The sequence below is a fragment of the Achromobacter sp. ACM02 genome, assembly GCF_014851605.1.
Taxonomy (GTDB): Bacteria; Pseudomonadota; Gammaproteobacteria; order Burkholderiales; family Burkholderiaceae_B; genus Achromobacter; species Achromobacter aegrifaciens.
The window spans coordinates 1-12,316 of the sequence record NZ_JACUZY010000008.1 but is presented as its reverse complement, the minus strand read 5'-3'; the positions used below and the strand labels follow the sequence as shown (position 1 = coordinate 12,316).

Sequence of the window (12,316 nt, the reverse complement as noted above, 5' to 3'; positions counted from 1 at the left end):
GTGGAGCCCGCTCGCGGGCTCAAGCTACCTTGCGCTCGGCCTGCTTGTCGGCGTAGGCGACTAGCGCATCGCGCACCCAGGCGCCGTCCTCGTGCGCCTTGACGCGCGCGGCCAGGCGTTCGCGGTTGCAGGGGCCGTTGCCCTTAAGCACCGCGTAGAACTCGGACCAGTCGATCTCGCCGAAGTCATAGTGGCCGCGCTCGGCGTTCCACTTGAGCTCGGGATCCGGCACCTTCAGGCCCAGGTATTCGGCCTGCGGCACGGTCTGGTCCACCATCTTCTGGCGCAGTTCGTCGTTGGAGAAGAGCTTGATCTTCCAGGCCATGGACTGGGCGCTGTTGGGCGAGTCGGCATCCGAGGGACCGAACATCATCAGCGCGGGCCACCACCAGCGGTTCAGGGAGTCCTGCACCATGGCCTTCTGCTCGGGCGTGCCGTGCAGGCACATCTGCATCAGCAGGTCGTAGCCCTGGCGCTGGTGGAAGGACTCTTCCTTACAGACGCGCACCATGGCCCGCGCATAGGGGCCGTAGGAACAGCGGCACAGCGGGATCTGGTTGATGATGGCCGAGCCGTCGACCAGCCAGCCGATCATGCCGATGTCGGCCCAGCTGAGCGTGGGGTAATTGAAGATGCTGGAGTACTTGGCGCGGCCGGCATGCAGGTCGTCGATCAGGTCGTCGCGTGACACGCCCAGGGTTTCCGCGGCGCTGTACAGGTAGAGGCCGTGGCCGGCTTCGTCCTGGACCTTGGCCAGCAGGATGGCCTTGCGCTTGAGCGAAGGCGCGCGGGTGATCCAGTTGCCTTCGGGCAGCATGCCCACGATTTCCGAGTGCGCGTGCTGGGAAATCTGGCGCACGAGCGTCTTGCGGTAGGCGTCCGGCATCCAGTCCTTGGCCTCGATGCGGACGCCGTCGTCGATCCGGCGCTGGAACGTCTGTTCCCGGCCTTCGAGCTGGTCCGCGGTCTTGACCTGCTTGACGCCGGTTTCGACGAGTTGAGCGTACATGTCTGTCTCCTTGAAGACGGTTTGCGAAAACGCAAAGCAAACGTTCCGCAGTGCCGTCATGTCATAGGCGGATTATTTAATACAAAAAATTCATTGTCAAACTCAAATCTGTATCACATTGGATTTATGTATCATATTGCGGATCCCGATATCGGCCACTCTGGCCCCCTCTAATGGCAAACCCTCAGTCGCCCCTGGACCGCTTTCTGTCACGCCTGATCAAGAACGATCCGCCGCGCGCGAAATCGCTCTGCGTCAGCCTGCTCGGGGACGCATTGGCGCCGCACGGCGGCGCCATCTGGCTGGGCGATCTGATCGAGCTGCTGGCCCCGCTGGGCATCAATGAACGGCTGCTGCGCACCAGCGTGTTCCGCCTGGTGGCCCAGAACTGGCTGCAATCCGAACGCCACGGACGGCGCAGCCTCTACCTGATCTCCGAGCAGGGCCTGCGCCACACCGCGCACGCCTCGCAGCGCATCTATGTCGGTCCGCCCCTGGAATGGAACGGCGAATGGACGCTGGTCGCCCTGCCGCGCACCGGCAACGGACTGGCCGAGCGCGCCGAGTTGCGCCGGGAACTGGTCTGGGAAGGCTTCGGCATGATCGCGCCCGGGCTGTTCGCGCATCCGCACACCGAGGCAAGCGCCGCGCACGACATCCTGGAAAAGCTGGGCATCCCCGACCGCGCGCTGGTACTGTCGGCGCGCGACCTGGCCGGCGCAGGCGGTCTGCCGATAGCCAGCCTGGCCTCGCAATGCTGGAACCTGGACGAGCTGGCCGAGCAGTACCGCCAGTTCGCGAAGAATTTCGGCCCGCTGGAAAAGCTGCTGGAAACCCCGCCCGCCCCCGCCGATGCGTTCATCGTGCGGGTCATGCTGCTGCACAGCTGGCGCCGGATCGTGCTACACGATCCGCAACTGCCGGGCCCCATGCTCCCTGACGACTGGCCCGGCCATGCCGCCCGCGAGATCTGCGGCCGCATCTACTGGCAGGTGTTCGACGCGTCGGAAGCGCATCTGGATGCACTGGCCGGCCGCGACAACGAGCGCTACGCGCCGCTGGCGGCCGACATCGCCTCGCGCTTCGGCGGCAAGCCCGCCTAGGCCAAGACGCCAAGACCTGCCTTTCGGATCAGGCCGCCGGCTCGATGGTCACGCCCAGCGTGTCCACTTCCGACACGCCGCAGGCGTCGCGTCCCGGGCCTGGCCGTTCCAGCCCCCTGGCCCGGCCGATGAAAGACAGCGTCCAGCGCGCCCGGATGGGCCGCCCCAGGGCCTCGCCGCTGTCCGCGTCTATGCCGCTGGGCACGTCCAGCGCCAGCACCGGCACGCTCCAGGCGTTGACCGTGTCCACCAGCGCCTGCCAATCCGCGCCCAGCGGGCGATTCAAGCCGATGCCGAACAGGCCGTCTATGACCAATTCCGGCACGAAGCCCGGTTCCAGTTCCGACCAGGTTTCACCGCCCGCGGCCAGCCAGCCGGCATAGGCGCGGGCGGCATCCGGCGGCAGGCGCTGCGCCCCCGCCGGCAACAGCACCCGCACGTCATGTCCCATGGCGCGCAGGCCGGCCGCAGCTTCCAGCGCATCGCCGCCATTGTTCCCAGGCCCCGCCAGTGCCAGCACCCTCGCCCCCGGCCCGAGCCGCGCCGCCGCGTAACGGGCCGCAGCGGCCCCCGCCAGGGGCATCAAGTTTCTGCCGGCGGCCAAGGCCTGGCGTTCGGCGTCGCGAATCCGGGCGACCGGGTATGAAGATGGCATCGCTTTATATGTGTGAAATTCACGCATTGCGTGAAAATTTACCCGCAAATTTAAAGAGATCGCGCCGACAAGCCCGCAAATTCGCGGGATTTACGCTTCCCGCCAGTTGGCACGCATCTTGCGTTGTAGTCATTGCCGGTACGAGCGAGACCGGACGACTCAACTGAAGAGACTACACCCATGCGTTCCATGAGCATCATCTGCCCGAACGGGCACTTAGGATTCGCCCCCTTGCGCACCGAGAGCTTCCAGCTCGGCGTGGCCGCCGGGCCGGACTGCATCGCCGCCGACTCGGGCAGCGACGACGTGGGTCCCGTGCCGCTGGGCTCCGATACCTCCACCAGCCCGCAAGCCTGGCAGCGCCACGACCTGGAACAGATGCTGCTGGCCGCGCGCAAGCTGGGCGTGCCCATGGTCATCGGCTCGGCCGGCGACACCGGCTCCAACAGCCGGGTCGACCTGTACGTGCGCCTGATCAAGGAGATCGCCGCCGAGCACAAGCTGGCGCCGTTCAAGGTCGGCTACTTCTATTCCGAAGTCGACAAGGAACGCGTGCGCCGCGCGCTGCGCGCCGGCCAGCAGGTGGCCGGCCTGGACGGCTACGCTGACCTGACCGAAGCCGAGCTGGATGCCAGCGACCGCATCGTGGCGGTGGCCGGCGTGCATCCCTACATCAAGCTGCTGGAAGCTGGCGCGGACGTGATCATCGGCGGCCGCAGCTCGGATGCCGCCGTGTTCGCCGCCCCTGCCCTGCACCGGGGCTACGACGCCGACCGCGCCTATTACCTGGGCAAGGTGCTGGAGTGCGCTTCGTTCTGCGCCGAACCCTATGGCGGCAAGGAAACCGTGATGGGCGAGATCTCGGCGGAGGACGTGCGCGTCACGGCCATGCATCCCGACCAGCGCTGCACCATCGCGTCGGTCGCGGGCCACGCGATGTACGAGCGCTCCAATCCCTACGAAGAATTCTTCGCAGGCGGCCGGCTGGACATGGCCGATTGCCGCTACGAGCAGTTGAGCGAAAAGACCACCCGCATCACCGGCTCGCGCTTCGAACCCGCCGCCCAGGTGCGCGTAAAGCTGGAAGGCTCCGGCAAGGTCGGCGAGCGCTACATGGGACTTTGCGGCATACGCGATCCCTACACCATCGCCAACGTCGACCGCGTCATCGCCTGGGCGCGAGACAAGGTGCGCGAACGCTTCGGCGACTCGGGCTATGAGCTGCACTACAAGGTCTACGGGCGCGACGGCGTCATGGGCGACCTGGAGCCGCTGCGCGACCAGCCGGGCCATGAGCTGTGCGTCATGGTCCAGGGCGTGGCGCCGACCGCCGAAATGGCCGAGGAACTGACGCTTACGGGCCTGCGCCAGATGTTCTACGCCCGCCTGCCCGACGTGAAAGGCACGGCCGGTTCGGTGTCGTTCCCGCTGGACGAGGTGGTGCGCACCAGCGCCGCCTACCGCTGGACCCTGAACCACACGCTGCCGGTGGAAGACGCCGGCGAACTCTTCCCGACCCACCTCACCGAGGCTGGCGCCTGAGCCGGCAAGACCATGAGCACCCAGAAACTCAGCACCCTGGCCAAGACCATCCGCAGCAAGAACGCGGGCGTGAACAAGATCACCTTCGACATCATCTTCCGCGAGCCGGCGACCTACGAGGCGGTCAAGCGCTCCGGCGCGCTGACGCGCGCCAGCATGGCGGCCCTGTACCGCATCGACGACAGCCGCATATCGGACTTCGTGCATTACGATCCCGGCCTGGCCATCAAGTTCACGATCTACCGGCTGGCTCCCAGCGGGTCCGCGGGCGATGGCGACATCTTCGGCGCGCAGCAATATGCGCCGCTGCTGGACGTCGCCGTCCCCATGCCGGACTGAACGCCGCGGGCGCCGCACCCGGCGCCCGCTCCAACCCCCGCTCTCCTAGAGAATCGATCATGAAAGCGCTAATGCAAACAACGTTGTTCCTGGCGGCATCCTTGCTGGCCGGCGCGGCAGCGGCCCAGACGGAAGTGCCCAAGCAGGTCAAGATCGTGGTGCCGTTCACCGCCGGCGCCAGCAATGACGCGATCGCCCGCGCGATCGCGCCGCAGCTTGCGGCCCGCTTCGGCAATACGGTGATCGTGGAAAACCGCGGCGGCGCGGCCGGCGCGATCGGTTCCGAGTACGTGGCCCGCTCGGCCAAGGACGGCTCGGTGCTGCTCCTGACCTCGTCGACCTTCCTGACCACCGCCGCCACGCAGCCTCACCTGCCCTACGACCCGCTGAAGCAGTTCGCGCCGGTGGCGATGATAGGACAGGGGCCGCTGGTCATCGCCGCCTCGGCGCAGACGCCCTATACCTCGTTGAAGCAGTTGCTGGAAGCGGCGCGCAGCAAGCCGGGCGCCCTGAACTACGGCAGCGCCGGCGTCGGTTCGCTGGCGCATCTGGCCACCGTCATGCTGGACGACGCAGCCGGCACGGAGATGACCCACGTGCCCTACAAGGGCGCGGCCAACGCCGCCTCCGACCTGGCCGGCGGACTGATCCATGTCATGCTGTCCAACTACAGCACGCTGGCCCCCGTGGTGCAGGGCAAGAAGGTCAAGCTGCTGGCTACCACCGCGCAATCGCCCTCCGCGGCGTTCCCCGACCTGCCGCCGGCCGCGCAGGCGCTGCCGGGATATTCGGTGCAGATCTGGGTGGGTGTGTTCGCGCCGGCGGGCACGCCGCAGCCTTATATCGACAAGCTCAACGCCGCGCTCGTCGAGATCTCGGCTTCGCCCGAAATGAAGGCATTGCTGGACCTGGACGGCACCGTGCCGTCGCGCATGGACAGCGCCGAATTCGGCACGCGCGTGCGCGAGGAACTGGCCCTGTGGCAAGGCATTGCGCGCAAGCACAACATCAGCGCGGAATAGGCCTCAGCCTTCCAGCCCCAGCTTGAGCATCTGGTGGCGCAGGGCGTGCCGCGTGAGCCCCAGGGACTCGGCGGCGCGCCCCAGGTTGCCGTCCTGGGCCTGCAAGGCCGCCCGGATCAGGCCGCGCTGGAACTGCGCGGACAGTTCGGCGTAGGTGCCGGCGGCGGCAGACGAGGCCGCCGGCGCGGGCTTGCCCGCTTCGCGCAGGATGCGCTGCGGCAGGTGTCGCGCCAGTACCGTGTCGCCGTCTTCCAGGATGCAGATGCGCTCCAGCAGATTGCTCAGTTCGCGCACATTGCCCGGCCAGGCGTAGGCCTTGAAAATGCGCCGCACCTCGGGATCGATGACGGTGAAACGGCTGCCGTGGGTGGCGTTGTAGCGTTCCAGGAAGCGCTGCGCCAGCACGATCACGTCATCGCCGCGCTCGCGCAACGGCGGCAGGTTGATCGACACCACCTGCAGGCGGTAATACAGGTCGTCGCGAAAGCGCCCGGCCTGCACCTCCCCCAACAGGATCTTGTTGGTGGCGGCGATGAAGCGCGCATCGACTGAAACCTCCTGGACGGAACCGATGCGCCGGAAGCGCCGGCTGTCCAGCAAGGTCAGGATCTTGGCCTGCATGACCGGATCCAGCTCGCGGATTTCGTCCAGGAACACGCTGCCGCCATTGGCGGCTTCGAGCAGGCCGGTCTTGCGCGCCACCGCCCCGGTGAACGCGCCGCGTTCATGGCCGAACAATTCGGACTCGAGCAGGTTGCCCGGGATGGCGGCGCAGTTGATCTCGGTATAGCCCTTGGCCGCGCGCGCCGACTGCGCATGCAGGTTGCGGGCGACCAGCCCCTTGCCGGTGCCGGTTTCGCCGTAGATGAGGACGATGCTGGCCTTACTGCGGGCGACCCGGCCGACCAGATCGCGCAGCGCCGCCATCGACGGGTGATCCCCGATGAGCGGCTCGCAGGCGGACGGGGCGGCAGGCATGGGCGGGGGCCGCTTATACCTTCAGGAAGTGTTCGCGGTAGTACTTGAGCTCGTCGATCGATTCGTAGATGTCGGCCAGCGCTTCGTGGCGGCTCTTCTTCTCGAATCCCTTGTAGACGGCCGGCGCCCAGCGGCGGGCCAGTTCCTTCAGCGTGCTCACGTCCAGGTTGCGATAGTGGAAAAACTGCTCCAGGCGCGGCATGTAAGCAAACATGAAACGGCGGTCCTGGCTGATGGTGTTGCCGCACAGCGGCGACTTGCCCGCCGGCACATGCTGCGCCAGAAACGCCAGCAGCGTATCCTCGGCCTGCGCCTCGGAAATCGTGGACGCCTTGACCTTGTCGATCAGGCCGCTCTTGCCGTGCGTGGACTTGTTCCAGCTGTCCATGGCGTCGAGCAGGCTGTCGGGCTGGTGCACCACCAGCACGGGGCCCTCGGCCACGACGGTCAGGTCGGGTTCCGTCACCACCACGGCGACTTCGATGATGCGTTCTTTCTCGGGGTCCAGGCCGGTCATTTCCATGTCCAGCCAAACCAGGCGGTTTTCGTTCACAGCCATATAATTTGCCTATAAAACGTTCGATTTTCGCACATACCCACACTTGAGCACGCCGCATCGCCCATGTTCACATTGCTGTTCGTTGCCTTCCTGCTGACCGATATCGCCGTGCGCCTGTGGCTGGCTACGCGCCAGATCCGCCATGTCGCGCGCAACCGCGACCAGGTGCCGTCCGAATTCTCTCACCGTATCGGGCTGGCCAGCCACCAGCGGGCGGCGGACTACACCGTGGCGCGGGTCAAGCTGGGCATGCTGGAACGCACCTACGACGCCATCCTGCTGGTGTGCCTGACCCTGCTGGGCGGACTGCAGCTCATCGACCTGATGGTGGCCCAGATTACCAGCAACGACTTCCTGCGCCAGATGCTGCTGCTGGTCGTGGTGGCGCTGTTGCTGGGCGTGCTGGGCCTGCCCTTCACGTTGTGGCGGCAGTTCAAGCTGGAAGCGCGCTTCGGCTTCAACCGCATGACGCCCGGCCTGTTCATCGCGGACGCCGCCAAGGGCCTGCTGGTCGCGGCGGTGCTGGGCCTGCCGCTGGCGGCCGCGGTGCTGTGGCTGATGGGCAGCGCGGGCGCCTACTGGTGGGTGTGGGCCTGGGCGCTGTGGACCGCGTTCAACCTGGCGCTATTGATCGTCTACCCGATGTTCATCGCCCCGCTCTTCAATAAATTCACGCCGCTGTCCGACCCGGAGCTGGCCGGCCGCATCCAGCGCCTGGCCCAGCGCTGCGGCTTTGCGCTCAACGGGCTGTTCGTGATGGACGGCTCGCGCCGCTCCGCCCACGGCAATGCCTACTTCACGGGCTTCGGCCGCTCGCGCCGCATCGTGTTCTTCGACACCCTGCTGGCGCGCCTGAACGGCGACGAGATCGAAGCCGTGCTGGCGCACGAGCTGGGCCATTTCGCCAAGCGCCACATCGTCAAGCGCATCGTCTTCAGCTTCGCCGCCGCGCTGGTGTTCTTCGCCATCCTGGGCTGGATCTCGCAACAGCCCTGGTTCTACGTGGGACTGGGCGTCATGCCGCAACTGGGCGGACGCAACGACGCCATGGCGCTGCTGCTGTTCTTCCTGGTGATCCCCGTCTTCACTTTCATGCTCACGCCCGTGGCCAGCTGGTACTCGCGCCGCGACGAGTTCGAAGCGGACCGCTACGCGGCCGAACAGAGCTCGCCGGAACGCCTGGTGTCCGCGCTGGTCAAACTCTACGACGACAACGCCGCCACCTTGACTCCCGACCCCGTGCACTCCGCCTTCTACGACAGCCATCCCCCCGCCGCCGTGCGCATCCGCCACCTGACGGCGGCCGCTGCATGACCGCGCCGTCCAACGAAGGCCGCATCATCGCCGCCCACGGGCGCCACTACACGGTGGAGCTCGCCGACGGTACGCTGCGCAAGTGCTTCCCGCGCGGCAAGAAGGCAGGCGCCGCCGTCGGCGACCGCGTGCGCATCACCCCCCAGGGCAAGGACGAAGGCGCCATCGACGCCATCCTGCCGCGGCGCAATCTGCTGTACCGCTCGGACGAAATGCGTTCCAAGCAGTTCGCCTCCAACGTCGACCAGTTGCTGATCGTGGTCGCCGTGCAGCCCACGTTTTCGGACGACCTGACCGGCCGCGCCCTGGCCGGCGCCTGGAGCGCGGATATCGCGCCCATCATCATCCTCAACAAGACCGACCTGGCGGACGAACTGCCGGCGGCGCGCGCGCGGCTGGCGCCGATCGCCGCGCTGGGCGTGGACGTGATCGAACTCAGCGCGCTGGAACCCGAAAAGGTGCATACGCTGCTGGCGCCGCGCCTGGCCGGACACACCAGCCTGCTGCTGGGTCAGAGCGGCATGGGCAAGTCCACGCTGCTCAACGCCCTGGTGCCCGACGCGGCCGCTCCCACCCGCGAGCACTCCACCGCGCTGGACATGGGCAAGCACACCACCACCAGCACGCGGCTCTATCACCTGCCCGCGCCGGGCGGCGACCTGATCGACTCGCCGGGCTTCCAGGCCTTTGGCCTGCAGCATCTGAGCCGTGAGGACATCATCCGCGGCTTCCCGGAGTTCACCAAGCCCATCGAGGAGTGCCGTTTCTACAATTGCACCCACCGCCAGGAACCCGGCTGCGGCGTGGTCGCGGCCTTGCAGGCGGGCGCAATCGATCCGGCGCGCTACGCCTTGTACCAGCGCATCCTGGAAGAAAACCTGGCGGGACAGCAGCGCTACTAGCGTGTCGTCCAATGGGAACTTGCTGCGGAGTCCGACACACACTCCCCTGGACGTCCCGTAATGAATACGGCCCCTGTACGGGGCCGTATTCATTGGCAGCGAAAGAGCCGGAAACCAAGGCCGGCTTGCGGCGGGGATCAACGGGACGTGAAGCCGTGGCGCAGCAGATGGTAGAGGTTGCGCAACATGCCGGCTGTCGCGCCCCAGATGAAATGCTTGCCGTACGGCATGCCGTAGTACTGGCGCACCCGGCCGTCGTCCAGGCGGGCCTCATAGAGCCGGTGATTGGCGGGATCCATCAGGAAGGACAACGGCACTTCGAATACTTCCGCCACCTCGAAGGCGTCGGGCGCCAGGTCAAAGCCTGGACGCACCAGCGACACCACCGGAATGATGGAGAACCCCGTCGCCGTCAGATACGGCGGCATGCTGCCCAGCACTTCGACGTGGTTGGCGGGCAGCCCGGTTTCTTCCTGCGCTTCGCGCAAGGCCGCGGCCTCCGGCGTGGAGTCGCTGGTTTCGATGCGCCCGCCCGGAAAGCTGATCTGGCCGGCATGGTCATGCAGGTGGGCGGCGCGCTGCGTCAGCATGATGTGCACGCCATTGTCGCGCGTTACCAGCGGAATCAGCACCGCCGCAGGCACGGGCACGCCTTCGCGGCCCGGATAACGCAGGTCGGTGTCGCGCGACAGCTCCAGCGTCCAGGTGGACGGCTGGCTGAGCGTGCCCCGCAACGAATCCGGGGTCAACAGGCTGGCGGGCACGGCCGGCAAGGACGCGTTGGCCACCACCCAGGGTTGCGTCGCCGGATCGAAGCCGGGACGCGCCAGCGGCCGCCGGGGCCGCGGGGAAGACGAGGAATCAGACATACGTCTCTGCAAAAGACTCTGCAAAAAGAAAAAGGCACCCTCGCAGGTGCCTTTTTAACCCGGAAACCCGTGCCGAACGAAAACGCTGGATGGCGTGAGCGTCCGACACTGGTAGGGCCGTGTGCCGATAAGCGATCAAGCCGCCGAGGCTTGCTTGCTGACCAGCTTTTCCTTGATACGCGCCGACTTGCCCGAGCGGTTGCGCAGGTAGTACAGCTTGGCGCGGCGCACGTCGCCGCGGCGCTTGACTTCGATGCCGGCGATTTGCGGCGAGTACAGCTGGAACGTACGTTCCACGGCTTCACCCGACGAAATCTTGCGCACGGTGAACGCGGAGTTCAGGCCGCGGTTGCGCTTGGCGATCACGACGCCTTCGAAAGCCTGCACGCGCTTGCGGGTGCCTTCAACGACGTTCACGCTCACGATGACGGTGTCACCAGGAGCAAATTCAGGCTTGGCTTGACCGCCGGTCAGGCGGGCAATTTCTTCCTGTTCCAGGATAGCGATAAGGTTCATGAGAACTCCTAGATCATCATGTCTTTGCGGACTAAAACTTTTGCCGTTCGATGTTGTTCACGCGGCTTCTGCAGGATTGCGCTATAAGCACAAGCCCGCATCCATCGCGTGTTGCACGGCCAACTGACGCTAAGGCCAGCTCCCGTTGCATGTGCCGCAAGCAGAGGATGAGATTTGGCAAACCAATGATTCTACACCAAAAATCGCTCCGGGCATCAGGTAACATGGCCCCGGTTCTCGCGGTTTGGAGTACCCTTCCGTCCTCTGTAACAAACACGTCATCTGGCGCTGTTCCTTCATGTCGTATTCGTCCCTGATATTGGTCGTCCTGGCGGCAATGGCCCACGCCACGTGGAATCTGCTCGCCAAGCGCGCGGCCATGGTGGGCGCTCCCTTCGTCTTCGCCTATGGCCTGTGCGCCTCGGTACTGTATGCGCCGTGGGTCATCTGGGTGCTGTTGCACGACGGCATGACCTGGACCTGGCCCGTGGTCGGCGCCATCCTGACTTCCAGCCTGTTGCATCTGGGCTACAGCCTGTGCCTGCAACGCGGGTACCAGGTGGCCGACCTGTCTGTGGTCTACCCCATCGCACGGGGCACCGGGCCGCTGCTGTCCACCACCGGCGCCTTTCTGCTGCTGGGCGAACCCGCCACCAGCACCGGCATCATCGGCATGCTTTGCGTAGTGGGCGGGGTGCTGCTGATCGCAACCCAGGGCCGCCTGGCCATTTTCAAGCAGGCCCAGGCCTGGGTGGGCGTGCGTTGGGGCGTGGTGATCGGCCTGTTCATCGCGGCCTATACCGTCGTCGACGCCTACGGCGTGAAGGTGCTGCTGATCAGCCCCGTGCTGTTCGACTGGTTTACCTGCGTGACCCGCACGACCATGATGGCCCCCCACATGCTGCGCCGCCGCCCCCAGTCCTGGGAGGCCATGCGCGGGCACTGGCATCTGGCGCTGGCCGTGGGCCTCTTGTCGCCGCTAGGCTACATCCTGGTGCTGTACGCGCTGCGCAACGGCGCGCCGCTGAGCCTGGTAGCCCCTGCCCGGGAAATGTCCATGATGCTGGGCACCCTGGCCGGCATGTTCCTGCTGCGCGAAAAAGTCGGACCGGGCCGGTTGGCTGGCTGCCTGGCCATCCTGGCGGGCGTCGTTCTGCTGGGTTCAAGCTGACGAACCCTGCTCCGGGCAGTTCCGGCTGGCGGGGCTGGCGCGTACCGGTTACGCCTTGCCTGCCGGCTACCGCCGGGCATCCGACGGTTCAGAATCCGGCGGCCGCGCCCAGCCACATCAGGCCAGGAATGATCGCGCCCCAGGCCAGCACCATCACCACATCTATCACCATGGCCTTCATGGTCACTTGAGCCGTCACGGGTTCCACCGTGGCGTTACCCAGGCTGCGCTCGCGCGCGGCAGGCGCGGCGGCAACCGCGGCCTCGACCGGTGCTGCGGGCGCAGGCATTGGCGCGGCGACGGCCGGGCCTGCCGGCGCGCCAGCCTCGGCCGGCGC

At 66.5% G+C, this 12,316-nt stretch carries 13 protein-coding genes and 1 pseudogene; 7 read left to right on the top strand and 7 right to left on the bottom strand.

The annotated features are described in order from the left end of the window. Nucleotides 1-19: 19 nt before the first annotated feature. A complete protein-coding gene (gene paaA / locus IB258_RS23115; RefSeq protein ID WP_054450966.1) occupies nucleotides 20-1,009 on the bottom strand; it encodes a 1,2-phenylacetyl-CoA epoxidase subunit PaaA in 990 nt (329 codons plus the stop codon). Nucleotides 1,010-1,182: 173 nt separating this feature from the next. On the opposite strand from paaA, the gene paaX reads away from it, so the two are divergent. Then, nucleotides 1,183-2,112, top strand: coding sequence for a phenylacetic acid degradation operon negative regulatory protein PaaX (paaX, locus tag IB258_RS23110; RefSeq protein ID WP_119450889.1), 930 nt, complete (start codon nucleotides 1,183-1,185; stop codon nucleotides 2,110-2,112). A gap of 28 nt (nucleotides 2,113-2,140) precedes the next feature. Here the strand turns inward: paaX and IB258_RS23105 are convergent, their stop codons facing one another. Further along, nucleotides 2,141-2,767 carry an NAD(P)H-hydrate epimerase gene (locus IB258_RS23105; RefSeq protein WP_054450964.1) on the bottom strand — a complete coding sequence of 209 codons (627 nt, stop codon included), beginning with the start codon at nucleotides 2,765-2,767 and terminating at the stop codon, nucleotides 2,141-2,143. Between the two features lie 180 nt (nucleotides 2,768-2,947). Here IB258_RS23105 and IB258_RS23100 point away from each other — a divergent pair, with 180 nt between their 5' ends. From IB258_RS23100 to IB258_RS23090, 3 genes are all read left to right on the top strand, one after another. Further along, on the top strand, nucleotides 2,948-4,309 hold the full coding sequence (locus IB258_RS23100) for an acyclic terpene utilization AtuA family protein (RefSeq protein ID WP_054450963.1): 1,362 nt from the start codon (nucleotides 2,948-2,950) through the stop codon (nucleotides 4,307-4,309). Nucleotides 4,310-4,321: 12 nt separating this feature from the next. Next, nucleotides 4,322-4,648, top strand: a complete 327-nt coding sequence (locus IB258_RS23095) for a DUF4387 domain-containing protein (RefSeq protein ID WP_013392433.1) — start codon at nucleotides 4,322-4,324, stop codon at nucleotides 4,646-4,648. Between the two features lie 71 nt (nucleotides 4,649-4,719). Beyond that, complete coding sequence (locus tag IB258_RS23090) at nucleotides 4,720-5,670, top strand: tripartite tricarboxylate transporter substrate-binding protein (protein WP_225590493.1); 951 nt, start codon at nucleotides 4,720-4,722, stop codon at nucleotides 5,668-5,670. A 3-nt stretch (nucleotides 5,671-5,673) separates the two neighbouring features. Here the strand turns inward: IB258_RS23090 and IB258_RS23085 are convergent, their stop codons facing one another. Further along, entirely contained in the window at nucleotides 5,674-6,648 is a 975-nt protein-coding gene (locus IB258_RS23085) for a sigma-54-dependent Fis family transcriptional regulator (RefSeq protein ID WP_054450961.1), read from the bottom strand. A gap of 13 nt (nucleotides 6,649-6,661) precedes the next feature. After that, complete coding sequence (gene orn / locus IB258_RS23080; protein WP_042792554.1) at nucleotides 6,662-7,207, bottom strand: oligoribonuclease; 546 nt, start codon at nucleotides 7,205-7,207, stop codon at nucleotides 6,662-6,664. Nucleotides 7,208-7,270: 63 nt separating this feature from the next. Between orn and IB258_RS23075 the strand changes: the two genes are divergently transcribed. Together IB258_RS23075 and rsgA are read left to right on the top strand one after the other, a co-directional pair. After that, nucleotides 7,271-8,521 carry a M48 family metallopeptidase gene (locus tag IB258_RS23075; protein WP_192353268.1) on the top strand — a complete coding sequence of 417 codons (1,251 nt, stop codon included), beginning with the start codon at nucleotides 7,271-7,273 and terminating at the stop codon, nucleotides 8,519-8,521. Then, a complete protein-coding gene (rsgA, locus tag IB258_RS23070; RefSeq protein ID WP_054450957.1) occupies nucleotides 8,518-9,423 on the top strand; it encodes a ribosome small subunit-dependent GTPase A in 906 nt (301 codons plus the stop codon). Before IB258_RS23075 ends, rsgA begins: the two co-directional genes overlap by 4 nt. A 137-nt stretch (nucleotides 9,424-9,560) precedes the next feature. Here rsgA and IB258_RS23065 read toward each other — a convergent pair whose 3' ends face one another. Together IB258_RS23065 and rplS are read right to left on the bottom strand one after the other, a co-directional pair. Further along, nucleotides 9,561-10,292 carry a CoA pyrophosphatase gene (locus tag IB258_RS23065; RefSeq protein WP_192353267.1) on the bottom strand — a complete coding sequence of 244 codons (732 nt, stop codon included), beginning with the start codon at nucleotides 10,290-10,292 and terminating at the stop codon, nucleotides 9,561-9,563. 135 nt (nucleotides 10,293-10,427) lie between these two features. Next, nucleotides 10,428-10,808: a 50S ribosomal protein L19 gene (rplS, locus tag IB258_RS23060; RefSeq protein WP_006218237.1), complete on the bottom strand. Its 381-nt coding sequence runs from the start codon at nucleotides 10,806-10,808 to the stop codon at nucleotides 10,428-10,430. A 298-nt stretch (nucleotides 10,809-11,106) separates the two neighbouring features. Here rplS and IB258_RS23055 point away from each other — a divergent pair, with 298 nt between their 5' ends. Further along, nucleotides 11,107-11,979 carry a DMT family transporter gene (locus IB258_RS23055; RefSeq protein ID WP_054450952.1) on the top strand — a complete coding sequence of 291 codons (873 nt, stop codon included), beginning with the start codon at nucleotides 11,107-11,109 and terminating at the stop codon, nucleotides 11,977-11,979. Between the two features lie 88 nt (nucleotides 11,980-12,067). On the opposite strand, the pseudogene IB258_RS23050 reads toward IB258_RS23055, so the two are convergent. Then, nucleotides 12,068-12,316: pseudogene (locus tag IB258_RS23050) on the bottom strand (hypothetical protein); the annotation flags it as partial.